This is a genomic window from Dyella sp. ASV21 (assembly GCF_016428975.1).
Lineage (GTDB): Bacteria > Pseudomonadota > Gammaproteobacteria > Xanthomonadales > Rhodanobacteraceae > Dyella.
In genome coordinates, this window is sequence record NZ_JAELTT010000048.1 from 1 (window position 1) to 24,878 (window position 24,878).

The following is a 24,878-nucleotide window of genomic DNA, read 5'->3' on the forward strand; positions in this document are numbered from 1 at the left end:
GTGCTGAAGACCAGCGGCAAGGCCCATCATCCTATCGATCGCCACACCGGCGCGGCCGACGCGCACGTGCACGGCACCGCGTTCGTCGTCAGCGAAGAGGAGCTGGCGCAGGCCGACGCCTATGAAGTGGCGGCCTATGTGCGTGTGCTGGCGCCGCTCGCTTCCGGCGACACCGCCTGGGTCTATGTCGACCGGCGCCATGCGCCGGTCGCATAAGCAGGCACCAGACGCATGATCCGCATGCGCGCCCCACGGCCAGGGCACGCACGCCGACACCTTAGGCAGCCGCCTTGATCAACCCTTCCGCCACCATCGCTGCCTGCACGTGCGGCCGTTCGGCCACGCGCTTCTGGAACGCAAGCAACGCGGGGAAGTCCGAAAGATCCAGCGCCACGTGCTTGGCCCAGTTGGTGACGGTGAAGAGATAGGCATCCGCCACGCTGAAGTGGTCACCTACCAGCCAGTCATGCGCAGCCAGGCGTTGCTCCAGCAATGCATAGCGCCTGCGCAGGTAGTCCTTGCGCTCCTGCCGCACGGCGTCGGGCGTATCCGGCTTGAATAGCGGCGAATAGCTCTTGTGCAGCTCGGAGTTGATGTAGCCGAGCATTTCCTGCAAGCGGTAGCGTGCCAGGGTGCCATGGGTGGGCGCCAATGCGCTGGCGGGTTTCTGGTCCGCCAGATACTGCACGATGGCGGTGCCTTCGGTCAGCAGTTCACCGTTGTCCAGCGCCAGCGCCGGCACATAGCCCTTGGGGTTGATCTGCCAGTAATCCGCACCACTCGCCGTGCGCTTTTCCTTGTTATCCACCTTTTCCAGCTCGAGCGCGATGCCCGCCTCCAGGGCAACGATGTGGGGCGACAGTGAACAGGTGCCGGGGGCGTAATAGAGCTTCATGGGCTTTCTCCAGTGGGGGAACCGTTGCCGGGACATCCCGTCGCGACGGAGAGCGCATGCTAGCCATACCAAGTTACTATTGGATACCACCTATCCGGTGATTACTCGTAAAATGCGGTAACCATCCAGTTACCAGAAGGCGCCATGGGCCTGCCCATCCGTAAAAGCAAAGTCGAGCCGCGGCCCACCTGCCCGCTCAGCGAAGTACTGCGGCTGCTGCGCGGCGCCTGGGCACACAACGTGGTGTGGTCGTTGAGCGGCGAACCGCGCCGCTTCGGTGAGTTGCGTCACGACCTGCCCAAAATTTCCGCCCGGGTGCTCAGCGCGCGGCTGCGTGAGCTGGAGACTCGCGGGCTGGTAACCCGACGCGTGCTGCACACCTCGCCGCCATCGGCGGAGTACGCCCTTACACCGCTAGGCCGGGAACTGTTGCCGGCCATCGACGCGCTGGCATCGGTGGGCCGAAAGCTCATCGCGGAATGGGAAACGCTGGGCCAACAACGCCCGGCAGGCTAAGGCGATGGTCGCGCCACTCGCGCGAACATCGCCTTGGCACGAGTTCATTCGATCTCGTCGGAGCCTTCGTTGACGCCTTCGAACAGGAAGGTGGAGAGATAACGCTCGCCGGTGTCAGGCAGCATCGCCAACAGCACGGAGCCTTCCGGTGCGTCCTTGGCGACCTGCAGGGCCGCGGCCACGGTGGCGCCCGCGGAAATGCCAACAAAAATGCCTTCCTTCTGCGCCAACGCGCGCGAGGTGTCGCGGGCCAGCACGTCGTCGATGGGCAGGATCTCATCGGCCACGCTGCGATTGAGCACGGCGGGTATGAAATCAGGCGTCCAACCCTGGATCTTATGCGGCTGCCACTCCTTGCCCGACAGCAATGCCGCGCCGGCGGGTTCGCTGGCAACGATCTTCACCTCCGGGCGCGCCACCTTGAGCACTTCACCCACGCCGGTGAGCGTGCCGCCGGTGCCCCAGCCCGTGACGAAGTAATCCAGCCGCTTGCCGGCGAAGTCGCGCAGGATCTCCGGCGCCGTGGTGTTGCGGTGATAGGCCGGGTTGGCCGGGTTCTCGAACTGGCTGGCCAGGAACCAGCCGTGCTTGTCGGCCAACTCCTTGGCTCTGCGCACCATGCCGCTGCCGCGCTCCGCGGCAGGGGTGAGGATGACCTTGGCGCCATACGCACGCATGAGTTTGCGGCGCTCGATGGAGAAGGTTTCGGTCATCACCGCCACAAAGGGATAGCCACGCGCCGCGCACACCGCCGCCAGCGCCACGCCGGTATTGCCCGAGGTGGCTTCCACCACCGTCTGGCCGGGCGTGAGCCGGCCCTTCTGCTCGGCGTCGATGATGATGGCGTAGGCCAGGCGATCCTTGACCGAGCCGGCGGGGTTGAACGCTTCGACCTTCGCATACAGCGTCACATGCTTGGGTGCCAGGCGATGGAGACGCACGATGGGCGTGTTGCCAATGGTGTCGAGAATGCTGTCGTAGATCATGGATGGCTCCGTGGCACGGTCATGGGGAACGGCGACGCGGACGATGGTGCGCCGGCCGAAGGGAAGTTTGTGTCAAGCCGTCAGCGCTGTAACCGGCGATACGGCAGATGACGCCAGCGGCGGACGTCCAAACCAGGCCAAGGACGACGCCAGACCCGCCACCTCCCCCAGGATAAGCAACGCCGGGGAGCGCACGGCGTACTGCTCGGCCCCTTTCACCAGGCCATCCAGCGTGCCGACCACCACCCGCTGCTCGGGACGCGAACCATTTTCCACCAGCGCGAACGGCGTGGATGCAGCACGACCATGCGCCAGCAAGTGCTCGCGCAACACGGCCAGTTCGCTGGTGCCCATGTAGACGACCAGCGTTTGGCGCTCCTGCGCCAGCGCCCGCCAGTCGAGCGTGTCCAGCGAGCCCTGGCAATGCGCGGTCACCAGGCGTACCGACTGGGCGTGATCGCGATGGGTCAGCGGGATGCCCGCATAGGCAGCGCAAGCCAGCGCAGCGGTAATGCCGGGCACAACCTCGTAGGGAATGTCGTGTGCGCGCAGGAATTCCAGCTCCTCGCCCCCGCGCCCGAAAACGAACGGATCGCCGCCTTTCAGCCGCAACACGCGGCGCCCGGCGCGCGCGTGCTGGAGCATCAGCGCATGGATCTGCTCCTGTGTGGTGTGATGGTTGCCGGCCTGCTTGGCGACCTCGACGCATTCCGCATCGCGCCGCGCCAGCGCGAGCACCTCGCGACTGACCAGTCGGTCGTAAAGGATCACGTCCGCCTCGTTCAATGCGCGCAGGCCACGCAGGGTCAGCAGGCCAGGATCACCGGGGCCCGCGCCCAGCAAAATCACCGAGCCTTGCAGCGGAGCATCGAAGGATTCCAGCAAGCGCTCGGTGGCGGCCTCTGCCAGAGCGCGTTGGCCGCGACGGAGCAAGCTCTGTATCGGCCCGCTCAACGCGCGATCATAGAAGCGGCGCCGCGCCGCCATATCGGGCAGTTTCCGACGAATGCCCGCACGCATATCGCCAAGGAGCGTCGCCAACGGTCCCGTCACCGGGTCGATCAACAGTTCCAGCCGCTCGCGCAACAGTCGCGCCAACATGGGCGCATGTCCGCCACTGGAAATGGCCACGGTGACTGGTGCGCGATCGATCACCGCCGGCACATGGAAGCTCGAACGCTCCGTGTCGTCCACCACGTTGAGCCATAGCCGCCGCGACTGGGCCAGCGCGGCGATCCGCGCATGCAGGTCGGCATCGCCGGTAGCGGCGATCACCAGCCATGGTTCGTCCAGCCAATCGTCGTCGAAACGCCCCTGCCGCCAGCGGATGCGTCCCGCCTCGGCCCATTGGCGCAATGTCGGCGTGATCTCGGGCGCACCCACGGTCACCACGGCCCCGGACTCCAGCAGACTCGCCGCCTTGCGCTCGCCCACACCGCCACCACCGACCACCAGCACCGGGCGGCCGGATACGTTGGCAAACAGCGGGTAGAGCTTGCTCGACACTCGGGCTCCGGCGGGATGAGGCGGCCACGCCGCGCTCCGCCACGCTAGGCAGATGCCGCCGCGGGGACAAATGATTTATGCGGCGAGCGATATGTCACGCGGTTATAAGCGTGGGCCGCCCCGCCGCCCCTTCGCGATTGACGCGACGCAGCAAGCGTTGTATAGACGTCCAATTAACGACTCTTTTGCGATTCCGCCCATGGCTAGCCATCGCCTTTCCTTGCATGCCAGCGCGCTCGCCGTTTGTCGCGGCGATACCGTGGCGCGCGGCGGGCGATGTATCCGCCCCGCAACCACGAGCACCCCTTTCCTCGCTCTCGCACGCTTGCGGAATCCACACCATGACGCTTACCCAACTTCGTTATCTCGTCGCCATCGCTGACGCCGGGCTCAATATCACCCTCGCCGCCGAGCGCGTTCACGCCACGCAGCCGGGCTTGAGCAAACTGCTGCGTCAACTGGAAGACGAACTGGGCTTCCAGCTGTTCCATCGCAAGGGCCGCAGCCTGCACGCCATTACCCACGCCGGCACGCACGTGCTGGAACGCGCGCGCATCATCCTGGCCGAGGCGGCCAACATCCGCTCCATCGCGGCGAACTTGCGCAACGAATCGCGCGGCACCCTGCGCATCGCCACCACGCATACCCAGGCGCGCTTTGCACTGCCGTCCGCCATCGCCGCGCTCAGTCGCAGCTATCCGCAGGTGAGCGTGCATCTGCAGCCGGTGAGCGATGCGGACGTGATCTCCCTTCTGGACAGCGGCCAGGTGGATCTGGCCATTGTGAGCACGGCCTCCGGCACACCGCCGCCGAACGGTATCGCCCTGCCCGCCTATCGCTGGAACCGCATCGTGCTGGCCCCACGGGATCATCCGCTGGCCAAGCAGAAACAGGCGCCCACGCTGGCGCAATTGGCGGCGCATCCGCTCATCAGCTACGACTCCTCGTTGAAACCCGAGTCGTCGCTGGCCCGCGCCTTCCACAACGCCAGCCTGCATCCGCAGATGGCGATGACCGCCAGCGATGCCGATCTCATCAAGACCTATGTCCGCGAGGGGCTGGGCATCGGCGTGCTGGCGGAGATGGCCTATCAACCCGAGCAGGACACCGACCTGCGCGAACTGAGCGCCGATCACCTGTTCTCGCTGTGCACCACCTGGATCGTGTTGCGGCGGGAAAGCGTGCTACGCGAGTACGCCCTGGATTTCATCAGCGTGTTCGCCCCCCACCTGGAGCGCCGCGCGGTCAGCCGCGCGTTGGCCACGGGGGGCGCGGGCGCGTCGCAATGGCCGGGCGTGCCGCATTGGCGCGAGCGCCAGATTCCGCTCAAGGTCGCCGAACCGCTGGTAGAAGCGCAATAAGCAGGCGATCCCGGCGCCTGCCGGGATCGCTCTATCTATCGCCTACCCTTCGGCGCCGGCCGCTACCATGCCTATCCCCGCAGCAGGCCGCGGTGTTCCAGCAAAGCCAGCACATGCCCGGCCAACGCGGTCGGGTCGGCCGCTCCGCCATCGATACGCAACTCCGGTTGCTGCGGTGTTTCGTATGGATCCGTGATACCGGTGAAGTGCGCTATCGCCCCCGCACGCGCCTGGGCGTAGAGCCCCTTGCGATCGCGTGCTTCGCAGACCTCCAACGGGGTCGCCACGTGAATCTCGATAAAGTCACCGTGTGCCTCGATCAAGGCGCGAGCCTGGGCGCGCGCATCCGCGTACGGGGCAATGGGCGCGCACACCGCAATGCCGCCATGACGTACAACCTCGCTGGCGACGTAACCGATACGCGTCACGTTGGCATCGCGGTCTTCGCGAGAGAAGCCAAGGCCGCGCGACAAATGCTTGCGCACCTCGTCGCCATCCAGCACGGTGACCGAGCGACTGCTGCGTTCCAGTAGTTGCGCCACCACCGCCTGCGCGATGGTGGATTTGCCGGCCCCGGAAAGGCCGGTGAAAAACAGCGCAAAGCCTCGCGTCGCTTGCGCCGGGTGACGTTGGCGAAGAATCTTCACCACCTCCGGAAAGCTAAACCACGAAGGAATCTCACTGCCTTCGTGCAGATGCTGGCGCAACTGCGTTCCCGAGATATCGCGCACATCGTCGTCGGGCGCCACCTCGGTGGAAGGCACGTAGGTATCGCGGTTGGCTACGTAGACCATGGCCGGAAACGGCACGATGCGAATGCCCAGCTCGTCCTGGTAGCGCTCCAGCAAATGCTGGGCATCGAACGGGCCGTAGAACGGCTGGCCGTCGGCACCGTTGCCCGGGCCGGCATGATCGCGCCCCACAATGAAATGACTCGCGCCGTAGTTCTTGCGGATGATCGCGTGCCACAGCGCTTCGCGCGGGCCGCCCATGCGCATGGCCAGCGGCAGCAGCGACAGCTTGGCGCTGTGCGCCGGATACTGCGGCAACAAGGCTTGGTAGCAGCGCACCCGTGTGTAGTGATCGATATCGCCCGGTTTGGTGCGCCCCACCGACGGCTGCACCAGTAGCTTGGCGCCCACCTGTTGGGCCGCCCGCAAGGTCAGCTCACGATGGGCGCGATGCATGGGATTGCGTGTCTGAAACGCCACGATGCGATGCCACCCGTGCTCGGCGAACCATGCGCGCAGGCCGCGCGGCGTATCGCGCAACGAGGCAAAGTCGTAATGGACCGGCGGCTGGATGCCACGCACGCGACCGCCCACATACATCGGGTGGGAGCGCTCCAGTAGTTCAAATACACCAGGATGCGTTCGGTCCGTCGTGCCGAAGACGTTGGCGGCCTCCCGCTCGCGGTCGGGGCGATAGATATCCTCCACCGTCAACACCGCCAGAGGCACGCCTTGTGGATCGCGCAGGGCGACCTCGCTACCCGGCACCAGTTTGGCCGCAAACGCCTCCGACACATCGAGCGTCACGGGAACCGGCCACAGGGTGCCGTCGGCCAGGCGCAGTTCGTTGACCACCTGGGCGTAGTCGCGCTGCGTCAGAAACCCTTCCAGGGGTGAGAACGCGCCATTCAAGAGCAGCTCCAGATCACATAACTGCCGCGTGGAAAGATCGATTCCCGGCAAGCCGGCGCTCTGCTGCTTGAGCTGCTCGGCCTCGTCCAATGGCAGGTATAACTCTTTGAGCTCGCCCCCATGAGGAGCGATCAGTGCAATGGCTTCGGGCGAATCAACGGGCGAGCGATCGGCTTTCTTGAGGGCAGTCAGACTCATGGTGGGTGCTTTTATGGTCGGGGCGGTGGCCAGCGTCAGGCGCTGGAAATAGAGGGATCGTGCATGCGCATCAGGTCAACCCATGCAGGCCGCATTCGCGCTTGAGACCGAAGAAGCGCGTAGATTCCGCATCCATGCCCGGCTCCCAGCGGCGCGTGGAATGCACGTCGCCGATGGAGATGAAACCCTGTTCCCATAGGGGGTGATAGGGCAAGTCGTACCGGCGCAGGTAATCGCCCACGTCCCAGTCGGACCAGTCGGCGATCGGGTGAAATTTCCAGCGGCCATCGCGGTGCTCCGCATAGCGGATCGCGGCGCGCGTGCGCGCCTGATCGCGACGCAGCCCGGCAAACCAGCAACCGGCGGACAGGTCCGCCAGTGCGCGCTGCATGGGCTCGACCTTGCGGATGTGGTTGTAGCGCTCGATACCGTCAAGGCCCTTCTCCCACAGCCTCCCCTCCTTGGCTTCCAGCCACGCCGGACTCTGATCGGCGGCGAATACCTTGAGATTCAGGCTAAGGCGCTCGCGAAGCATTTCGACAAAGCGATAGGTTTCGGGAAACAGGTAGCCGGTATCGATCAGCACCACCGGCATCTGTGGATGCTGGCGGGTCAGCATATGCAGGCATACGGCCGCCTGCGCACCAAAGCTCGATGACAGCACGTGGGTGCCCGGCGCGTGCTCCAGCGCCCAGGCAACGCGCTTTTCCGCAGTCAGCGTTTGCAGCCCCAGGTTGAGCGAGTCCATCGCCCTGGGATCGTGCTGTGCCTCTTCAATCAGCGAACGCTTCATGTCACTACCTCCATCGGGATCTGTCGTGATGACGAATCGATCACGTGGATCCGCTGCAGGAAGTCGCCAAAGTGTTCACCACTTTCTTGCTCCTTGGCGTAGCGGGCAAACAACGGCGCCAGGGCGTCGAGAATGCCTGCTTCATCCACGTTCTCTCGATAGAGACGGTTGAGACGCTGGCCGCGGAAGTCGGCGCCAAGGCGAAGGTCGTAACGACCGGGGCCACGGCCCACGAGTGCGATTTCACCCAGGTACGGCCGTGAGCACCCATTGGGGCAGCCCGACAGTCGCAACAGGATCGGCGCTTCGCGCAAACCGTAGGTTTCGAGCAAGTTTTCCAGCTTGGGCAGTAGCGCCGGCAGGTAGCGTTCGCTTTCGGCCATGGCCAGGCCACAGGTTGGCAGCGCCACGCAGGCCAACGCGTGGCGACGGATACCGCTGTCGAAGCGATAGGCATCCAGCCCATGCGCATGGACCACGGCATCGATGCGCTCGCGCTGCGCTGCCGGCACGTTCGCGACGATCACGTTCTGATTGCAGGTCAGGCGAAAGTCGCCCTGATGGATGCGGGCCAGCTCGCGCAAACCGGTGAGCCAGCGATGCGCCCCTTGATCGGCCAGCCGGCCCGATTCGATCTGCAGCGTGAGATGCCAGCGGCCATCGTCGCCCTCGATCCAGCCGTAGCGATCGCCGTTGTGGTCAAACTGGTAGGGGCGCTCCGGTGCCAGCGCAAAACCCAGGCGACGCTCCAACTCGGCCTTGACAACGTCCAGGCCGCGATGATCGATGGTGTACTTCAGGCGCGCATGCTTGCGCTCGCTGCGATTGCCCCAGTCCCGTTGCAGCGCCACGATGGCCTCGGCGGTCATGAGCAGTCGCTCGGGCACTACAAAGCCCATCACGCTACCCAGTCGCGGATAGGTGGTGGAATCGCCGTGGGTGGCCCCCATGCCGCCGCCAATCGCGACATTGAATCCCTTCAACTCGCCGTGCTCGACGATGGCGATCAGGCCCAGGTCCTGGGCAAACACATCGACGTCGTTGAGTGGAGGGATGGCAAGGCCGATCTTGAACTTGCGCGGCAGATAGGTCGTGCCGTACAGCGGTTCCTCGTCTTTGGGCTCGCCCACCAGCGGCTCGCCGTCCAGCCATATCTCATGATAGGCGCGTGTCCTTGGCGAAAGCTCCTCTGACAAGCGGGTGGCCCATGCGTAGGCCAGCGCATGCGCGGCGGACTCTAGCGGATGGGGCGTGCTCACCACGTTGCGTACCACATCGCCACAGGCGGCCATGGTGGTGGCCAGCGCATGGTGAATAGCGGCAATCGTCGGCTTGAGGTCGTGCTTGATGATGCCGTGCCACTGGAACGTCTGGCGCGTGGTGATGCGCAAGGTGCCGTTGGCGTATTCACGGGCCAATTGATCGAACACCAGCCACTGCGCCGGCGTCACCACACCGGATGGCAAGCGGGCCCGCAACATGAAGGAGTACGCCGGCTCCAGCTTCTGCTTGCGGCGTTCCTCGCGCAGGTCGCGGTCGTCCTGCTGATAGCTGCCATGGAACTTGAGCAGCTTATTGTCGTCCTCGCTGATGGCGCCGGTGACCGGGTCGCGCAGGCCTTCGGCGATGCCGCCGCGCAGCTGGCGACCCTGGGCCTTGATGCGTTCGAAGTCGGAAGGCGGCTTTGTCATGTCAGTACACATCGCGGGCATAACGCCCTTGCTGCAGAAGTTCGGAGAGCCATTCCTTTGCCTGCTCCGGCGTGCGACCGCCGTGCATCGCCGCAATGTCGATCAAGGCGGCGTGTACGTCCTTGGCCATGCGGCTGGCATCGCCGCATACGTAGAGATGCGCGCCTTCCTGCAGCCAGGCATACAGTTCGCGTCCCTGCTCGCGCAGGCGTTGCTGCACATAGACCTTGGCGGCGCTGTCGCGTGAAAACGCCAGGTCGAGACGATGCAGCGAACCCTCGCGCAGGGCCGCCTGCCATTCGACCTGATAGAGGAATTCGCTGTGGAAATGGCGATTGCCAAAGAACAGCCAGTTGCGACCACGCGCAGCGGTTTCCCGGCGCTCCTGCACAAAGGCGCGAAACGGTGCCACGCCGGTGCCTGGGCCGATCATGATGATGTCGCGCGCCTCGTCCGCGGGCAGGCGAAAGCGCTCGTTGGGCTCGATGAAGACCGGCACGCGCTGGTCGTCCACCGCTGCTGCGAGGAAGGTTGAGGCCGCACCCTGGTAACGCTCGCCATGGGCGTGGTAATCGACCACGGCCACGGTCAGGTGTACCTCCTCGCCGACCGCTTTGGCGCTGGAAGCAATGGAGTACAACCGTGGCGTCAGCGGTCTCAGCACGCCCACCAGCGCTTCCGCCGACCACGCCACCGGATGACGGCGCCACAGGTCGAGGGGTTGGTCGGTCGCAAGCAGCGCTGCCAGGCGGACGGATTGGTTGGGCCGCAGCACGTGCGCAAGGGCGTCATCGCCACTGGCTTCGGCCAACGCGGCAATGAGCGGGCGGCTCAAACGGGTGAGTTCGCGCTCGCGGCTGAGCCAATGGCGCAGCGGCCACTCCTTGCCATCGTGGCGCACCGATTGATCGCCATCGAGCTTGAGCAAGGTCAGCCAGGCGTCGACCAGGGCGGGCGGATTCTCTGGCCACACGCCTACCGCGTCGCCCGGTTCATAGCGCAGGCCCGAATGTTCCAGCGACAGTTCCAGGTGACGCACCTCCCGCGCGTGCCCGCTGGCCACGATGCGCTGGTTATCCAATACAGCCGCCGCAAAAGGATGCTCGCGCGAATGCGCGATGTGACTGGGCACCGACTGCAAGCTGGTCAACCGGGCCGGTGCCGCCACGCTGCCCAACGCCTGCCGCGCCTGCTCCAACGCCTGCTCGGTCCAGGGAGAGGCCACCGAATCCACATCGACATCGGCCTCACCCAGTGGCGCGAGGCGAGTGGCCCCCAGTTCGGCCAGGCGCGCATCCAGTTGACGACCGATTGCGCAGAACTGCGGATAGCTCGAATCACCTAGCCCCAGGACGGCGTAGCGCAACCCGGGCAGCCGTGGCGCGCGCTTGCCGAGGATAAACTCGACCAAACCACGCGCGTCATCGGGGGGCTCGGCATCGCCCTGGGTACTGATGACCACCAGAAGATGGGTTTCCTTGCTCCACTCCCGCGGTGGATAGCTGTCGGCACGCACCAGGCGTACCGACAGCCCCGCTGCCTCCGCGCCCTCGCTCAACTGGCGGGCAATGCGCTTGGCCTGCCCCGTCTGGCTGCCATACAGAACGGTCAGGCGCTCGCCACCGGGCCTGGCTACCGGCACCGGACCATGAGCCCGTTGCTCGGCGCGGGCGGCGCTCCAGGCAGCGATCCAGTACAGCTCGGCGGGCCCCAAGCCCTCCACCAGCTGTTCCAGTGACGCCAGCGTTTCGCCATTCACGCCCGCCAGTCCAGTTGCCGTTGCCGCTACCGCGTTCACCGTGACTTCCTTTGGACGTCTATACCGCCATCCTTGGAAAGTAGCCATGTCGCGCGACCATGGGAAAGGACGTGTCGACATATCCATATGCCCAGCCGCTCATTTCCCCTTTGTCGGATGAAGCCCTTACACTGGCCTCATCGATATGCTGTGACGGACCATGCCTACGGATTTCCTGACGTCTGCCGCGATCGGCGCGCTGGCCCAGCTCGTCGACGGTGCGCTGGGCATGGCCTATGGCGTTACCTCGGCCGCCCTGCTTCTGGCACTTGGCGCCCCTCCGGCCCTGGCCAGTGCCAGCGTGCATTACGCGGAGACCTTTACCTGCGGTGCCTCCGGCCTCAGCCATCTGGCCGCCGGCAATGTGCTGCGTCGGCTGTTCTGGTCGCTGGTCATACCGGGTGCCATCGGCGCCACGGCGGGCGCTTATGTGGTGAGCCATCTGCCCCCGCTGTGGATGAAGCTGGCGCTTGCGCCCTACCTGATCGGCATGGGCCTGTTCCTGTTGTTCCGGCCGATGCGTCGCCAGCGCCTGCATGAGGAAACGCCAAGACATACCCGTTGGCTGGGCCTGGGTGCGGGTTTCGCCGACGCGGTGGCCGGTGGTGGCTGGAGTGCGCTGACGGTGACTACCCTGGTGGCGCGCGGGGTGCGTCCACGCATGGCCATCGGCACGGTGCACCTGGCCAAATGCCTGGTCAGCGCAGTGGCCAGCATCAGTTTCTTTATCCAGGTGGGTCTACCGCATGGCGCGTCGGTACTTGGCTTGATCGCTGGCGGCGTAGTGGCCGCGCCCTTCAGCGCCTTGCTGGCCCGACGCATGCCGCCGCGCGTAGCCACCGTGCTGGCGGCCCTCGCGGTGCTGGCGATTGGGCTCAGCAACGTCGCCCACGCCCTCGCCTCGCCCTGATCGCGATCAAGCGGCACGGCCCTGGCATTCGCTTAGAATGCAGGAATGACCAAAGCTCACTCACTCCCGATCGAAGTCCGTGGCAGCGCCAAGCAGCCGCTGGGCATGACTCCCGCCCAATTCCTGCGCGATTACTGGCAGAAGCGGCCGCTGTTGATTCGCCAGGCGTTTCCCGATTTCGTCCCGCCGATCCAGCCCGACGACCTGGCTGGCCTGGCCCTGGAAGAAACCGCGCTGTCGCGCCTGATCGTCCACGATGAAAAGCGCGACCGCTGGAAGGTAAAGACCGGCCCGCTGAGCGAGAAAGACTTTGCCAGCACGCCCAACAGCAACTGGACGCTGTTGGTGCAAGACGTGGACAAGTGGGACGCGGACGTCGCCGCGCTGCTGGAGAGCTTCCGCTTTCTACCCAGCTGGCGCGTGGACGACATCATGATTTCCTATGCCGAGCCCGGCGGCGGCGTGGGCCCGCATGTGGACCAATACGACGTGTTCCTGCTGCAAGGCATTGGTCAGCGTCATTGGGCGATCAGCGACGACCCGAATGCCCCCAGCGATTTCCGCCTCGATGTGGAGCTCAAGCAGCTCAGCGTGTTCGAGCCCACCCACGAGTGGATGCTGGAACCGGGCGACATGCTGTACCTGCCGCCGGGCGTGCCGCATGACGGCGTGGCGTTCGGTGGCCCCTGCATGACCATTTCGGTGGGCATGCGTGCACCGTCGCAGGCAGAGCTCACCGGCGATCTGGCGGATTACCTTGCCGAGCGCATGTCCGACGAGCAGCGCTACAACGATCCCGACCTCGCCCCCGCCAAGGCCGTGGGCGAAATCGACCGCGCCGCGCTCGCTCGCCTCAAACAGACCCTGCCGTTCGCCGCCGGCCTGGATGACGCCACGCTGATCGACTGGTTCGGCCGCTTCATCAGTCGCTATCGCAACGCCCAGGCGCCGGTGCCGCCCGAGAAGGAGCTGACCGAGGCCGCCCTGGTCAAGCAATTGGCGGCGGGGGCGCGCCTGCTGCGCCACCCGTGGGCCCGCGTGGCCTGGGCCAAGGTCCGTGGCGGCGCCACCTTATTCGTCAACGGGCACGCCTTCCCGGCCACGGCCGCGCTGGCCGAGCTGATCTGTCGCGAACGCGAGTTGACCCCGGGCAAGCCCGCCTCGGCGGTGGAACTGGCGCTGTTGCTGGCCTTGGTCAACGAGGGCCACCTGGTTCTACGCAAAGCGCGCCGCCGGTGAAGCTGCAGCACTTCCACCTCGAACCCGCCGACTGGGCCCGCGCCGCCGAGCGCGAGGCCCTAAGCGAGATTCGTCTGGAAGTTTTCGTGCACGAACAGCACGTGCCCGAGCGCCTGGAATGGGATGAGCTGGATACCAGCTCGTTCCATGTACTGGCCCGCGCCGCGACGGGCGAATGGATTGGCTGCGCCCGCCTTACCCCGCAAGGCAAGATTGGCCGGGTCGCCGTGCGCCAGCCTTGGCGTGGCCAAGGAGTCGGTGCGGGGCTGGTGCGCCACCTGGTAGATCGCGCACGCGCCCAGGGCTGGGCCGAGGTGGCGCTGGATGCCCAGGTGGACGCCATCGCCTTCTATGAGCGCGAAGGGTTCACCGCTGATGGCGAAGTGTTTGAGGATGCCGGCATCCCGCACCAATCCATGCGCCGTTCGCTGCGAACGGAACACCCGCACGATGTACCCGCCGCCGCCGATCACCGCCTGCCCGCCGGCAACCGCAGCGCCGTGGCCGCCACGCGCCTGCAATTACTTGCCGAGGCACGCCATCGGCTGGCGATCTACCAGCCGCTGCTCACCACCGACGTCTTCAGTCATACGGAAGAGCTCGCTGAACTGCGGCGTCTGGCCACCTCCGGTCGCGGAGCCCAGATTCGTCTGATATTGCACGACCCTGCCGCAGCTCTGCGCGACAGCCACCGCCTGATCGCCCTGGCCCAACGCTTGCCCAGCGCCATCCAGGTGCGCACCCCGGCGGACGATCTCGACCTGGCCTACGCCTCCAGCTACCTGCTCAACGACCAGGGCGGCTACCTGTTCCTGCCGGACGCACAGCGCCCCAGCGGCCGGGCCGCATCGTGCGATCGCGCTGCCCAGGCACCGCTGGTGCAGCACTTTGATGACGTATGGGAACGTTCGCTGCCCGCCAGCGCGCTGCAATCGCTCCATCTTTAGCCAATGGCTGAACGGGACCACAGGCGCCAGATCGCGGCCTTCCTGTCACGAATAACGCACTTACCCTTGCGAAAACCGTCACGTACGACGATGGTCGGTACCCCCAGGGTCGAAAAAACCTTCATTGACCCTATCTTGAGTGGACCTTTTGGGTTGCCGCGTCGCAGCACCTCGCGGCTATAATTAACAGGATTTTTCCCAGCCACTGGCCAACCCCGGCCGGACCGGCTGTAAGCCTCCCTTCCTCACCGGTGGTGACGTGAGCACTAATCTGATCCGCGAGTTCTTCGAATCGTCCCAACTCGCCGGCGGCAACGCCGATTATGTCGAACAGCTCTATGAATCGTGGTTGGCAGACCCTTCTTCGGTCTCTGCCGACTGGAGCAAATATTTCGAAACGCTCAAAGGCCGCGAGTCGGGGGACGTACCCCACTCTGCGGCCATTGCGCGTATAGAGGCCGCACAAAAGCAGCGCCGCACCGCGGTCGCCGCCGGCCCGGTGGACGACGCCCATGCCCGCAAACAGGCGGGCGTGCTGCGCATCCTCACCGCCTATCGCTCGCGCGGCCACCTGGCGTCCAACCTGGACCCGCTGGGCCTCGCCGAGAAGCTGCCGGCCCCGGATCTGGAGCCCGCCTTCCACGGCCTGTCCGACGCCGATCTCGACACCGAGTTCGATTGCGGCAACTTCGCCGGCGGCGGTCACCGCCTGAAGCTGCGTGAGCTGATCGCGCGCCTGAAGAAGGTGTACACCAGCACCCTCGGCGTCGAGTTCATGCATATCAGCAACCATGAACAGCGCAACTGGATCTACACCCGCCTGGAGCAGGCCAACGGCAACGCCGGCCTGGACGCCCTGGGCAAGAAGCGCGTGCTGGCCGAGCTCACCGCGGCCGAAGGCCTGGAGCGCTACCTGCACACCAAGTATGTCGGCCAGAAGCGCTTCTCGCTGGAAGGCGGCGACAGCCTGATCCCGATGGTGGACGACGTGGTCCGCGCCGCCGGCGACAACGGCATCAAGGAAGTGGTGATCGGCATGGCCCATCGCGGCCGCCTCAACATGCTGGTCAACATCCTGGGCAAGCCGCCGCGCACTCTGTTCAACGAATTCGAAGGCAAGTGGGACCACCCGGATGACCCGGCCCACTCCGGCGACGTGAAGTACCACATGGGCTTCTCCGCCGACGTCAAGACGCCCAACGGTGGCACCCACGTCGCGCTGGCGTTCAACCCGTCGCACCTGGAAATCGTCAACCCGGTGGTAGCCGGTTCGGTACACTCGCGCCAGATCCGTCGCCGCGACACCGAGCGCAAGCAGTCGATGGCCGTGATCGTGCATGGCGACTCGGCGCTGGCCGGCCAGGGCGTGAACATGGAACTGTTCAACATGTCCCAGGCGCGCGGCTTCAAGATCGGCGGCAGCCTGCACATCGTGGTGAACAACCAGGTGGGCTTCACCACCTCCAACCCGCAGGACACCCGCTCCACGCTGTACTGCACCGACCTGGCCAAGATGGTCAATGCGCCGGTGTTCCACGTGAACGGCGACGACCCGGAAGCCGTGATCCAGGCCACCCGCCTCGCCTACGACTTCCGCAAGCAGTTCCGCAAGGACGTGGTGATCGACCTGGTGTGCTACCGCCGCCATGGTCACAACGAGGCCGACGAACCGTCCGCCACCCAGCCGGTGATGTACCAGATCATCCGCAAGCGTCCGACCACCCGCGACCTGTACGCACAGCAGCTGGTGAAGGAAGGCGTGATCGCCGAAGGCGATGGCCAGAAGATGTTCGAGGACTATCGCAGCCGCCTCGAGGCGGGCGAGCCGATGACCGAGCTGACCACGGCCCTGGTCAAGGACATCGAGGTGGACTGGGACAAGTTCATCGGCGGCAAGCTGACGAACGACACCAACACGGGCTACGCCAAGCAGCGCCTGGTGGAACTGGCCAACCAGATCCTCAAGCTGCCGCAGGACCTTACCCTGCAGTCGCGCGTGGCCAAGATCTATGAAGACCGCGCCAAAATGGCCGCCGGCGAGCTGCCGGGCGACTGGGGCTTCGCCGAGAACCTGGCCTACGCCACGCTCATCGACGAAAACTACAACCTGCGCCTGGTCGGCCAGGACGTGGGCCGCGGCACCTTCTTCCATCGTCATGCCGTGCTGCATGACCAGAAGACCGGCTACACCTATATGCCGCTGGCCGACGTGCGCTCCGGCGCCGACGTCGAAGTGATCGACTCGCTGCTCAGCGAAGAAGCGGTCATGGCGTTCGAGTACGGCAGCGCCACCACCGACCCCTACACCCTGCACATCTGGGAGGGTCAGTTCGGCGACTTCGCCAACGGCGCTCAGGTGGTCATCGACCAGTTCATCAGCTCGGGCGAGTCCAAGTGGAACCGCCTGTGCGGCCTGGCGCTGTTCCTGCCCCACGGCTACGAAGGCCAGGGCCCGGAGCACTCCTCCGCTCGCCTGGAGCGCTTCCTGCAGCTGTGCGCGCTGGACAACATGCAGGTCTGTGTGCCGACCACGCCGGCCCAGGCGTTCCATATGATCCGTCGCCAGATGGTGCGCCCGACGCGCAAGCCGCTGGTGGTGATGACGCCCAAGTCGCTGCTGCGCCACAAGCTGGCCGTGTCGACCCTGGACGAACTGGCCACGGGCAGCTTCCAGCTGGTGATCCCGGAGCATCGCGAACTGGCCGCCAAGAAGGTCAAGCGCGTGGTGCTGTGCTCGGGCAAGGTCTACTACGACCTGCTCGAAGACGCCGAGAAGCGCAATCTCGCCGATGTGGCCATCGTGCGCGTGGAACAGCTCTATCCGTTCCCGCGCCCGCAGGTCACCGCGGAACTGGAGAAGTACGCTTCCGCCAAGGAAGTGGTGTGGTGCCAGGAAGAGCCGATGAACCAGGGCGCCTGGTTCCAGATCCGTCATCACCTGCAGGCCTGCGTGGGCAGCAAGCAGAGCCTGTCCTATGCCGGACGCGCTCGCTCGCCGGCCCCGGCCGCCGGCCACCTCAACACGCACGTCGCCGAACAGGCGGCACTCGTTGAGCAGGCGCTGGTCGCACCGATCGGCACCGATCACTCCGCGGAATAAAGACACTGAAAAGTGCGGCCACGGATGGCCGCTTTTTGACCTAAGCGTTCAGGGATGGACGCACTAATCAAAGGAATTCATATGTCCATCGAAGTCAAAGTTCCCGTCCTGCCCGAGTCCGTCTCCGACGCTACCATCGCCACCTGGCACAAGAAGGCCGGTGAAGCGGTCAAGCGCGACGAAAACCTGGTCGACCTGGAAACCGACAAGGTCGTGCTCGAAGTGCCGTCCCCGGTCGACGGCGTGTTGAAGGAAATCAAGTTTCAGTCCGGCGACACCGTAACCAGCCAGCAGGTTATCGCGGTGATCGAGGAAGGCGCCGTGGCTGCCGCTCCCGCCGCTGCTCCCGCCGCTGCCGCCCCAGCTCCCGCCGCCGCTGCTCCGGCCGCCCCCGCTGGCGCCAAGGGTGCTAACGCCGACCTGTCGCCGGCCGGCCTGCGCGTGGCCACCGAGCAGAACATCGACGCCTCCAAGGTGGCCGGCACCGGCCGCGACGGCCGCGTGACCAAGGAAGACCTGGTCAACTACGGCAAGGGTGGCAGCGCCCCGGCCGCCGCCGCGCCCGCCGCCAAGCCGACCCCGGGCGCGCGTCCGGAAGAACGCGTGCCGATGACCCGCATGCGCGCACGCATCGCCGAGCGCCTGATGCAGTCGAAGAACTCCATCGCCATGCTCACCTCGTTCAACGAAGTGAACCTGGCCGAAGTGGTGAAGATGCGCAAGGCGCTGGGCGAGTCGTTCGAGAAGGCCAACGGCGTCAAGCTCGGCTTCATGAGCTTCTTCGTCAAGGCCGCCGCCGAAGCGCTGAAGCGTCATCCGATCGTCAACGCCTCGGTCGACGGCAACGACATCATCTATCACGGCTACCAGGACATCTCCATCGCCGTGTCCACCGAGAAGGGTCTGGTGACCCCGGTGCTGCGCGACGTGCAGGACCTGAGCTTCGCCGACGTCGAGCGCGGCATCGTCGATTACGCCAAGAAGGCGCGCGACGGCAAGCTGGGCCTGGACGACCTGCAGGGCGGCACCTTCACCATCACCAACGGCGGCACCTTTGGCTCGCTGCTGTCGACCCCGATTGTGAACCCGCCGCAGAGCGCCATCCTGGGCATGCACGCCATCAAGGAGCGCGCCATCGTCGAGAACGGCCAGGTGATCGCCGCCCCGATGATGTACCTGGCGCTGTCCTACGACCACCGCATCATCGATGGCAAGGACGCGGTGCTGTTCCTGGTCGACATCAAGAACCAGCTCGAGAACCCGCAGCGCATGCTGCTCGGCATCTGAGCGCGCATGTGAGCGCCCGCTCGCATGCACACAGGTAACGAAGCTCTGGCGGCGAGTGTTGATGTTGAATCTGCACTCGCCGCACACATATCCCGCTTCACATGTGACGCGCTCCGCTAGCGCGTCACGCAGCAAGGAACCATCATGAGCGAAAAATTCGACGTTATCGTCATCGGCGCCGGTCCCGCCGGCTATGTGGCCGCGATCCGCGCCGCACAGCTGGGCCTTAAGACCGCCTGCATCGACGCCTTTGTCGGCAAGGACGGCAAGCAGGCCCTCGGCGGCACCTGCCTCAACGTGGGCTGCATTCCTTCCAAGGCACTGCTCGATTCGTCCAAGCAGTACTACAACATCGCCCACAACCTGCCGGTGCACGGCATCACGGTGGACGGCGCCAAGGTGGATCTTGCGACTTTCATCGGCCGCAAGGACAAGATCGTCAAGCAGTTCACCGGCGGCATCGGCCAGCTGTTCAAGGCCAACAAGGTCACGCCGTTCTTTGGCAAGGGCAAGCTGCTCAAGAACAATGAAGTGGAGATCACCGGCAACGATGGCTCCAAGCAGACCATTAGCGCCACCAACGTGATCCTCGCCACCGGCTCCGTGCCGATCGAGCTGCCGTTTGCCAAGTTCGACAACAAGTTCATCGTCGACAACGCCGGCGCGCTGGACTTCACCGAAGTGCCCAAGCGCCTTGGCGTGATCGGCGCGGGCGTGATCGGCCTGGAGCTGGGCAGCGTGTGGCGTCGCCTGGGCTCGGAAGTGACCGTGCTGGAAGCGTTGCCGGATTTCCTTGGCGCCGCCGACGCGGACATCGCCAAGATCGCGCTGAAAGAATTCACCAAGCTCGGCCTCGACATCAAGTTGGGCGCCAAGTTGGCCAAGGCCGAGGTGAAGGGCAACGAAGTGCACCTTACCTATAACGACAAGGACGGCGACCATAGCCTGGTGGTCGACAAGCTGCTGGTCGCCGTGGGCCGCCGCGCCTACAGCGACGGCCTGCTGGCCGACGACACTGGCGTGAAGCTGGACGAGCGCGGCCGCGTGGTGGTCGACGAACACAATCACACCGGCGTGAACGGCGTGTGGGCCATCGGTGATGCCGTGCGCGGCCCGATGCTGGCGCACAAGGGTTCCGAGGAAGGCGTGGCCGTGGCCGAGTGGATCGCCGGCAAGGCCGGTCACATCAACCTCGACACTGTGCCGTGGGTGATCTACACCGAGCCGGAAATCGCCTGGGCCGGCAAAACCGAGAAGCAGCTGAAGGAAGAAGGCATCCCCTATAAGGTGGGCACCTTCCCATTCGCCGCCATCGGCCGCGCCGTGGCCATGAACGAGGCCATCGGCCAGGTGAAGATGCTGGCTCACGCGGAAACCGACCGCATCCTGGGCGTGCACATGGTGGGCCCGGGCGTGTCCGAGCTGATCGCCGAGTGCGTGGTCGCGATGGAGTTCAAGGGTTCCGCCGAAGACCTGGCACGCATCGTCCATGCGCACCCGACGCTGTCGGAAGCCGTGCACGAGGCCGCCCTGTCGGTCGACAAGCGCGCTATCCACAAGGGCAACTAAGCCCCGGCTGCAAGGCCACAAACGGCCCGCTCGTGGCGACATGAGCGGGCCGTTGCTTTTATGGCCCCACGCGACGCACCCTAGCCCTTCAGGCCGGCCGGCCCCATGCCGGTTGCAGGCCTGACGGCCCTCCCCCCCCTCACGCACGACGAGTCCATGTCCCAACCCACCGCCCTTTGCGTCTACTGCGGCTCCAGCAGCGGCAAGTACCCTCAATACGTCGAACAAGCCCGCGCCTTCGGCACGGAAATGGCCCGCCGTGGCATCGCCCTGGTCTATGGCGGCGGCAAGGTCGGCCTGATGGGCACCGTGGCCGACGCGGTACTGGCCGCCGGGGGCAAGGTGATCGGCGTGATTCCACGCCAGCTGGTCGAGCGCGAGGTGGCGCATACCGGCCTCAGCGAGCTGGTGGTGGTGGACACCATGCATCAGCGCAAGACCCGCATGTTCGAGCTATCCGATGCCTTTGTCGCCCTGCCCGGCGGCTTCGGCACCCTGGACGAGATGTTCGAGATGCTCACCTGGGCCCAGTTGGGCCTGCATCGCTACCCCTGCGCCTTCCTGAATGTGCGCGGGTACTACGACCGCCTGCGGGGAATGGTGGACCATATGGCCGACGAAGGTTTCATTACGTCGGGCCAGCACGAAAGTGTATGGTTTGGTGACGACATGACCGCCCTGTTCGACTGGATGCCCACCTACAAGGGTGAGCGCGCCTCGCGCCTGGTCGACAAACGCATCGTCGACGCCTGAACCTCTCGTACGGCTCGCCGCAAAGGAAACCCCATGAGCTCCCCCTCCGCCTTTCGCGCCTTCCGCATCCATCAAGACGACGCGGGCTATCACAGCGGCATCGACACCATGACCGCCGACGCGCTGAGCGCGGGCGAAGTGCTGGTGAAGGTGGCCTACTCCTCGGTCAACTACAAAGACGCGCTGGCCGGCACCGGCAAGGGCAAGATCCTTCGCCACTACCCGCTTAACGGCGGCATTGATGTCGCCGGCCACGTGGTCGCCTCCACCGATCCCGCCTTCAAGGAAGGCGATGCCGTGCTGTGCACGGGCAGCGGCCTGTCCGAGACGCGCGATGGCGGCTATGGCGAATACGCGCGCCTGTCCTCCGCCTGGACCATTCGCCTGCCGCAAGGGCTGAGCCTGCGCGAGAGCATGATCATCGGCACCGCGGGCTTCACCGCCGCGCTGGCGTTGTTGCGCATGCAGGACAACCGCCAGACGCCAGCCCTCGGCCCCATTGCCGTGACCGGCGCCACGGGCGGCGTCGGCATGCTCGCCATCGACATCTTCTCGCGGGCCGGCTATGCGGTGCATGCGATCAGCGGCAAGGCCGCGCATTTCGATTTCCTGCGCGACCTGGGCGCAGCCGAATGCCTCGACCGCCACCAGCTCGCCTTCAGCGGCAAGCCCATGGATTCGGTGCGCTTTGGCGGCGCGCTGGACAACGTGGGTGGCGCTACCTTGGCCGGCCTGCTGCCGCTGATGGCGCCTTACGGTAATGTGGCCCTGTGTGGCAATGCTGGCGGCTTCGCCTTTGAAAGCACCGTGATGCCCTTCATCATTCGCGGCGTGAGCCTGCTCGGCGTTGCCTCCGCAGGCACCGCCCGGGACATCCGCGACCGCGTGTGGGAGCAATTGGCCGGCGCATGGAAGCCCCAGCACCTGGAGCGCATCGCCACCCGTGAGGTCACCCTGGAGCAGCTACCAGAGGTCTTTACGCGCATGCTGGACGGCGACTCGTTCGGGCGTACGCTGGTGCGCATCGGCGCGGCGGCTTGAGCGACGTGCTTGGAAGCGCCGCGACAGCGCCTTAGAATCCAACGAAACAACAAGGGGAATTCCACCTTATGGCACGCATCCTGATCGTCGACGATTCGCCGTCGCAGTTGTTGGGCATCAAGCGCATCGTCGAAAAGCTCGGGCACGAGGCCCTGACTGCGGAGGATGGCGCAGCGGGCGTGGAGGCAGCCAGGCGCGAACGCCCCGACCTGATCCTGATGGATGTGGTGATGCCCAACCTCAACGGTTTCCAGGCCACCCGCACGATCAGCAAGGATCCCGACACCTCCCATATTCCGGTCGTGCTGGTCACCACCAAGGACCAGGAGACGGACAAAGTGTGGGGTTTGCGTCAGGGCGCCAAGGCCTATGTCACCAAGCCGATCAAAGAAGAAGAGCTGGTGACCACGCTGAAAGAGCTGCTGCCCGCCTGATCGACGCTGGCACTCGCAAGAAAAACGGCGCCCGCGGGCGCCGTTTTTTTGGATCGTTTGGATGGCTATCAGCGGCGGGGATCGTAATCCTCGAACTGCTCACGCAGCGCCTCGTAGGCCTTGTGCTGCTTGTCCGTCTCGGCCACCGGCACCCGGATCGACAACTCCACCAACTGGTCACCCGGATGGGCGCCCGGCAGGCCACGCCCCTTCAGGCGCAGCTTGCGACCCGACTGCGAGCCGGCCGGAATACGCAGGTCCACCGCACCCGCCAGGGTCGGCACCGGCACCGTCGCGCCCAGCGCGGCCTCCCACGGAGCGATCGGCAGCACGTGAATTACGTTGCGCCCATCCAGCTTGAAGCGTGCGTCGTCGCGAATGCCCACTTCCAGCAGCAGGTCGCCATTCGGCCCCCCGCCCATGCCTGAATGTCCCTGGCCGGCAAGACGGATCACCTGACCCGGCTGGATGCCGGCGGGAATCTTTACCTCCAGCACGCGCTCGTCACCGTGGCTGCCCTGCAGGGCGAGCCGCGTGCGACCGCCGTCGAAGGCCGTCTGCAAGTCGATCTGTACGCTGGCGTGCACGTCGCCACCGCGACGCGCGCGCGGCGCACCGCGTGGACCACCGCCAGTACGTCCGAACAGGCTCTCGAAGAAGTCGCTGAAGTCGCCGTTGCCGTCTCCGCTATGCTCAAAGCCATGACCTTGCCCCCAGCCCGGCGGCGGACGGAATTGCTCGCCACCACGATAGCCACCCGCGCGTACCTCGTCGTACGCACGTCGCTTCTCGGTATCGCGGAGCACTTCATTGGCTTCGTTGATCGCCTTGAATTTCTCTTCCGCACCGGCGTCCTTGTTCCGGTCCGGATGGTACTTCTTGGCCAGCTTGCGGTAGGCCGCCTTGATCTCGGCTTCCGTCGCCTCGGGCTTGACGCCCAGAATGTCGTAATAGTCTTTGAATTCCACTGCCGCTCCCCGACGATCAGCCCGCCTCAACCGGCTACCCGGAATCATGCGTCCCGTGATGCCCGCCAGCAAGGCGAGGTCCGCCCGACTCGATATGCTGATGTGTGGCGATGCCCGCCACTCGCGCTATGGTCGGTCACATGGGTGCGAATGCCGCGTGATTCAAGGCGACAGGGCCGGCCACTAGCGCTAGCATCCGCTTTCTCTCCCAGCTATGCAGGCAACCCGCCATGAGTATCCAGGTCGGCCAGACCTTGCCCGATGTCGACATCCAGGCGATTGGCGGCGAGATCCAGAAAACCACCACCGGCGCGCTGTTCGAGGGACGCAAGGTGGTGATGTTCGCGGTACCCGGTGCATTCACGCCCACCTGCTCCAACCGCCATCTGCCTGGTTACGTGGCACGCTTTGACGCGTTCACCTCGCGCGGCGTCGAGGTGATGTGCCTGGCGGTGAACGATGCCTATGTCATGCAGGCCTGGGCCCAAGCCCAGAAGGTTCCGGCCGGGTTGCTCATGCTTGCCGACGGCAATGGCGCCTTTACCCGCGCGCTGGGTCTGGAGTTGGACGGCAGCGCCTACGGCATGGGGCTGCGCGCCAAGCGCTTTGCCCTGTATGCGGAAAATGGTGTGGTGAAGTTGCTGCAGGTGGAGGCGCCTGGCGAGTTCCGCGTGTCCACCGCCGAGGCGATGCTGGAAGCGCTGGCCTGATGTCCGCGCCCGCTCCGGGCGAAGTTCCCATCGTCAGGCGCACGCACGCCGCGTTCGGTGTGAGCGTCTTCGTCGTCGTGCACGAGGCCCAGCGCATCCTGCTACTGCAACGGGCCGGTACCGGCTGGATGGACGGCTATCTGAGTCTGCCCGCGGGTCGGCACGATGGCGGCGAAACACTGCACGCCGCCGCCGCGCGCGAACTGCGCGAGGAAACCGGGCTCGAGGCCGATACACAGCGCCTTCGCCTGATTCACCTCCTGCACTGCGAGGCAGGCGATCACGGCAAGGAATGGATGGGAGCGTTCTTTCTCGCTGAGCGCTGGCGCGGTACGCCGCGCATCGCCGAGCCGGAAAAGCACGATCAACTAATCTGGTCGGCACCCGACGCGTTGCCTGCCAACACTATCCCTTACGTGCGCCAGGCGCTCGAACAGGGGCTCGCCGGCCTCCCCTATTCGCACTATGGCTGGACATAGCCCCGCCCCTGGACCGTTCCTGCACATGGATGGAACACATGGCGGCGTACTGTC

22 protein-coding genes are annotated in these 24,878 nt (G+C 65.5%); 14 read left to right on the top strand and 8 right to left on the bottom strand.

The genetic code is table 11. The features are described 5' to 3' along the window. Nucleotides 1–216 (top strand): gamma-glutamylcyclotransferase family protein (locus JHD67_RS15040; RefSeq protein ID WP_199100045.1); only part of this gene is annotated, 216 nt, incomplete at its 5' end. Nucleotides 217–277: 61 nt separating this feature from the next. On the opposite strand, the gene gstA is transcribed toward JHD67_RS15040, so the two are convergent. Continuing rightward, complete coding sequence (gene gstA, locus JHD67_RS15045; protein ID WP_199100046.1) at nucleotides 278–895, bottom strand: glutathione transferase GstA; 618 nt, start codon at nucleotides 893–895, stop codon at nucleotides 278–280. Between the two features lie 144 nt (nucleotides 896–1,039). Here gstA and JHD67_RS15050 point away from each other — a divergent pair, with 144 nt between their 5' ends. Next, on the top strand, nucleotides 1,040–1,411 hold the full coding sequence (locus JHD67_RS15050; RefSeq protein ID WP_199100047.1) for a helix-turn-helix domain-containing protein: 372 nt from the start codon (nucleotides 1,040–1,042) through the stop codon (nucleotides 1,409–1,411). Nucleotides 1,412–1,455: 44 nt separating this feature from the next. Here the strand turns inward: JHD67_RS15050 and cysK are convergent, their stop codons facing one another. Together cysK and cysG are read right to left on the bottom strand one after the other, a co-directional pair. After that, nucleotides 1,456–2,397, bottom strand: a complete 942-nt coding sequence (gene cysK, locus JHD67_RS15055; RefSeq protein WP_199100048.1) for a cysteine synthase A — start codon at nucleotides 2,395–2,397, stop codon at nucleotides 1,456–1,458. A gap of 72 nt (nucleotides 2,398–2,469) precedes the next feature. Then, nucleotides 2,470–3,903 (bottom strand): siroheme synthase CysG, encoded by a 1,434-nt coding sequence (gene cysG / locus JHD67_RS15060; protein ID WP_199100049.1) that lies wholly within the window; start codon nucleotides 3,901–3,903, stop codon nucleotides 2,470–2,472. Nucleotides 3,904–4,244: 341 nt separating this feature from the next. On the opposite strand from cysG, the gene JHD67_RS15065 reads away from it, so the two are divergent. Then, on the top strand, nucleotides 4,245–5,264 hold the full coding sequence (locus JHD67_RS15065) for a LysR substrate-binding domain-containing protein (protein ID WP_199100050.1): 1,020 nt from the start codon (nucleotides 4,245–4,247) through the stop codon (nucleotides 5,262–5,264). 71 nt (nucleotides 5,265–5,335) lie between these two features. Here the strand turns inward: JHD67_RS15065 and JHD67_RS15070 are convergent, their stop codons facing one another. The 4 genes from JHD67_RS15070 to JHD67_RS15085 form a co-directional block, all read right to left on the bottom strand. Then, complete coding sequence (locus tag JHD67_RS15070) at nucleotides 5,336–7,105, bottom strand: bifunctional sulfate adenylyltransferase/adenylylsulfate kinase (protein ID WP_199100051.1); 1,770 nt, start codon at nucleotides 7,103–7,105, stop codon at nucleotides 5,336–5,338. A gap of 70 nt (nucleotides 7,106–7,175) precedes the next feature. Further along, nucleotides 7,176–7,898, bottom strand: coding sequence for a phosphoadenylyl-sulfate reductase (locus JHD67_RS15075; protein ID WP_199100052.1), 723 nt, complete (start codon nucleotides 7,896–7,898; stop codon nucleotides 7,176–7,178). Beyond that, nucleotides 7,895–9,589: an assimilatory sulfite reductase (NADPH) hemoprotein subunit gene (gene cysI, locus JHD67_RS15080; RefSeq protein WP_199100053.1), complete on the bottom strand. Its 1,695-nt coding sequence runs from the start codon at nucleotides 9,587–9,589 to the stop codon at nucleotides 7,895–7,897. Before cysI ends, JHD67_RS15075 begins: the two co-directional genes overlap by 4 nt. Before the next feature lies 1 nt (nucleotide 9,590). Continuing rightward, nucleotides 9,591–11,357, bottom strand: a complete 1,767-nt coding sequence (locus tag JHD67_RS15085; RefSeq protein ID WP_233171930.1) for an assimilatory sulfite reductase (NADPH) flavoprotein subunit — start codon at nucleotides 11,355–11,357, stop codon at nucleotides 9,591–9,593. A 190-nt stretch (nucleotides 11,358–11,547) separates the two neighbouring features. On the opposite strand from JHD67_RS15085, the gene JHD67_RS15090 reads away from it, so the two are divergent. The 9 genes from JHD67_RS15090 to pilH all read left to right on the top strand — a co-directional run bounded on the left by JHD67_RS15090 (nucleotide 11,548) and on the right by pilH (nucleotide 22,667). Then, a complete protein-coding gene (locus JHD67_RS15090; RefSeq protein WP_199100055.1) occupies nucleotides 11,548–12,297 on the top strand; it encodes a sulfite exporter TauE/SafE family protein in 750 nt (249 codons plus the stop codon). Between the two features lie 45 nt (nucleotides 12,298–12,342). Continuing rightward, the gene (locus JHD67_RS15095) at nucleotides 12,343–13,536 is read left to right on the top strand and encodes a cupin domain-containing protein (protein ID WP_199100056.1); all 1,194 of its coding nucleotides are present in this window, start codon (nucleotides 12,343–12,345) and stop codon (nucleotides 13,534–13,536) included. After that, nucleotides 13,533–14,483 carry a GNAT family N-acetyltransferase gene (locus JHD67_RS15100; RefSeq protein ID WP_199100057.1) on the top strand — a complete coding sequence of 317 codons (951 nt, stop codon included), beginning with the start codon at nucleotides 13,533–13,535 and terminating at the stop codon, nucleotides 14,481–14,483. The genes JHD67_RS15095 and JHD67_RS15100 overlap by 4 nt, the downstream gene beginning before the upstream one ends. A 259-nt stretch (nucleotides 14,484–14,742) precedes the next feature. After that, nucleotides 14,743–17,583 (top strand): 2-oxoglutarate dehydrogenase E1 component, encoded by a 2,841-nt coding sequence (locus JHD67_RS15105; protein WP_199100058.1) that lies wholly within the window; start codon nucleotides 14,743–14,745, stop codon nucleotides 17,581–17,583. An 81-nt stretch (nucleotides 17,584–17,664) separates the two neighbouring features. Continuing rightward, complete coding sequence (gene odhB / locus JHD67_RS15110) at nucleotides 17,665–18,870, top strand: 2-oxoglutarate dehydrogenase complex dihydrolipoyllysine-residue succinyltransferase (RefSeq protein WP_199100059.1); 1,206 nt, start codon at nucleotides 17,665–17,667, stop codon at nucleotides 18,868–18,870. A 144-nt stretch (nucleotides 18,871–19,014) separates the two neighbouring features. Beyond that, nucleotides 19,015–20,439, top strand: a complete 1,425-nt coding sequence (lpdA, locus tag JHD67_RS15115; RefSeq protein WP_199100060.1) for a dihydrolipoyl dehydrogenase — start codon at nucleotides 19,015–19,017, stop codon at nucleotides 20,437–20,439. 156 nt (nucleotides 20,440–20,595) lie between these two features. Next, on the top strand, nucleotides 20,596–21,192 hold the full coding sequence (locus JHD67_RS15120) for a TIGR00730 family Rossman fold protein (protein ID WP_199100061.1): 597 nt from the start codon (nucleotides 20,596–20,598) through the stop codon (nucleotides 21,190–21,192). A gap of 33 nt (nucleotides 21,193–21,225) precedes the next feature. After that, the gene (locus JHD67_RS15125) at nucleotides 21,226–22,233 is read left to right on the top strand and encodes a YhdH/YhfP family quinone oxidoreductase (protein WP_199100062.1); all 1,008 of its coding nucleotides are present in this window, start codon (nucleotides 21,226–21,228) and stop codon (nucleotides 22,231–22,233) included. Between the two features lie 68 nt (nucleotides 22,234–22,301). Then, the gene (gene pilH, locus JHD67_RS15130) at nucleotides 22,302–22,667 is read left to right on the top strand and encodes a twitching motility response regulator PilH (protein WP_038616934.1); all 366 of its coding nucleotides are present in this window, start codon (nucleotides 22,302–22,304) and stop codon (nucleotides 22,665–22,667) included. 68 nt (nucleotides 22,668–22,735) lie between these two features. Here pilH and JHD67_RS15135 read toward each other — a convergent pair whose 3' ends face one another. Continuing rightward, nucleotides 22,736–23,635: a DnaJ C-terminal domain-containing protein gene (locus JHD67_RS15135; protein ID WP_199100063.1), complete on the bottom strand. Its 900-nt coding sequence runs from the start codon at nucleotides 23,633–23,635 to the stop codon at nucleotides 22,736–22,738. Between the two features lie 230 nt (nucleotides 23,636–23,865). Here JHD67_RS15135 and JHD67_RS15140 point away from each other — a divergent pair, with 230 nt between their 5' ends. Together JHD67_RS15140 and JHD67_RS15145 are read left to right on the top strand one after the other, a co-directional pair. Next, nucleotides 23,866–24,345 carry a peroxiredoxin gene (locus JHD67_RS15140; protein WP_199100064.1) on the top strand — a complete coding sequence of 160 codons (480 nt, stop codon included), beginning with the start codon at nucleotides 23,866–23,868 and terminating at the stop codon, nucleotides 24,343–24,345. Beyond that, complete coding sequence (locus JHD67_RS15145; RefSeq protein ID WP_199100065.1) at nucleotides 24,345–24,824, top strand: NUDIX domain-containing protein; 480 nt, start codon at nucleotides 24,345–24,347, stop codon at nucleotides 24,822–24,824. The genes JHD67_RS15140 and JHD67_RS15145 overlap by 1 nt, the downstream gene beginning before the upstream one ends. The last annotated feature ends 54 nt before the right edge of the window (nucleotides 24,825–24,878 follow it).